Origin of the sequence: Alteromonas sp. MMG017, from assembly GCF_018100795.1 — a bacterium.
GTDB lineage: Bacteria > Pseudomonadota > Gammaproteobacteria > Enterobacterales > Alteromonadaceae > Alteromonas.
In genome coordinates this window covers 1-1,450 of the sequence record NZ_JAGJDY010000033.1, presented here as the reverse complement: position 1 = coordinate 1,450, position 1,450 = coordinate 1, and the positions used below count along the sequence as shown (strand labels likewise).

Below are 1,450 nucleotides of genomic sequence, written 5' to 3'. Positions count from 1 at the left end.
TGTGCCAAAAGGAATTTGAATGCACAAGAATAATCAACTAATAGTCGCTGGCAGTTTAAGTATCCTGGCTGCATTACTTCATATTGGTTGTATTTTCGGCGGTCCTGATTGGTATCTCTTTTTTGGTGCGGGTCAACGCATGGCTCAACTCTCAGCTCAGGGCGATCCGTACCCAACAATTGTAACTTTAGCAATTGCTTTAATTCTTACTGGCTGGGGCTTATATGCATTTTCTGGTGCAAGTATCATCATCAAGTTGCCACTACTAAAAACCAGTTTAACTTTAATTACTGCCATCTATTTGTTGCGTGGTATCGCAGGCTTAGTTGGCCCCTTTCTAACTTCAGACCCTGTGGTACACCAAAATTCAATAACCTTTTGGTTAGTCAGCTCAATTATTTGCTGTATTTATGGTACGTTTTATTTATTGGGCACAGTAAAGTTATGGCGGCAGTAAAGAGTGTGCTGGCACATAACAAAAAAATTAAGTACGCCCGCTGCGCGGGCTGGGACGCATACATGCGGGGCGGCTTCGCCATTATGCCCCACATGCCTGCGCCCCTTATTTAAAAGTTATAAGCCACGGAAAATTGTGAAATGGATTCTCTTTTTATTTACTCTGCGTTAGTCACATACTTAGTACTTAGCTTTGCAGTATCAGTATTCTTGGCAAAAAGAGAAGACTTAGACGCTGTTCAGAAAGTTGCACAAATCATTATTGCTTGGTTAATTCCATTCATAGGAGCACTTGCTCTTTGGCAGTTTAATAAAAGTCAGGATCAACCAACTAGAAAGTATTCTGAATTTGGTGGTGGCAACAGAGACAGTAGCGGAGCTGGATCAGATGGAAATCATTAACAATGGCATATAACAACTCAATAAACTCTCTCACTTCGTTCGCTGGGACGCATACACGCGGGGCGGCTTCGCCATTATGCCCCACGTGCCTGCGCCCGTTATTGAAAAGTTATGTGCTTCTACGATGTGGATATTTTAATTGTTTGAATTAGCTTTAATAGCAGTAATTGCAACTATCCTAAATGCGTTAACTGTAGAGTTTCATTGCAGGCTTCAAACTCGCCATATAGCTAAACAAAGAACAGTTTCTAATTTGATTAAGCATTATCTTTTAATGCTACCTTTTATTTTCGGCATGCTACTCTTCCTATCTATTATTCAAACCAAAATTGACCAATTGGGTATCAGCTCTATTAGAGAATCTCTGTTGTTATTGGCTTTGGTTGTTCTTTTTTTATCGCCTTTTATCTATATCATGGACTGGCGCTATCCAGGTTTAGTCAGCAAAATGGAAAACTGGAGAAAAGGAGTATCAGATTAAATGCAAATTCTAGGTAATTTTAGGGACGCACATAACAAAAAAATCAAGTCACTCACTGCGTTCGCTGGGACGCATACACGCGGGGCGGCTTCGCCATTATGCCCCACATGC

At 40.9% G+C, this 1,450-nt stretch carries 3 protein-coding genes; all 3 read left to right on the top strand.

Features of this window, described 5'->3' with window-relative positions:
• Positions 1–19: 19 nt before the first annotated feature.
• The 3 genes from J8L84_RS20075 to J8L84_RS20065 all read left to right on the top strand — a co-directional run bounded on the left by J8L84_RS20075 (position 20) and on the right by J8L84_RS20065 (position 1,339).
• Positions 20–457 carry a hypothetical protein gene (locus J8L84_RS20075; protein WP_211072253.1) on the top strand — a complete coding sequence of 146 codons (438 nt, stop codon included), beginning with the start codon at positions 20–22 and terminating at the stop codon, positions 455–457.
• Positions 458–597: 140 nt separating this feature from the next.
• Complete coding sequence (locus tag J8L84_RS20070; RefSeq protein WP_211072252.1) at positions 598–858, top strand: hypothetical protein; 261 nt, start codon at positions 598–600, stop codon at positions 856–858.
• Positions 859–997: 139 nt separating this feature from the next.
• On the top strand, positions 998–1,339 hold the full coding sequence (locus tag J8L84_RS20065) for a hypothetical protein (protein WP_211072251.1): 342 nt from the start codon (positions 998–1,000) through the stop codon (positions 1,337–1,339).
• Positions 1,340–1,450: the final 111 nt, after the last annotated feature.

Bases quoted from the DNA above. Each gene is read 5' to 3' on its own strand.
- J8L84_RS20075 (WP_211072253.1), top strand. From the start codon at position 20: ATGCACAAGAATAATCAACTAATAGTCGCTGGCAGTTTAAGTATCCTG.
- J8L84_RS20070 (WP_211072252.1), top strand. From the start codon at position 598: ATGGATTCTCTTTTTATTTACTCTGCGTTAGTCACATACTTAGTACTT.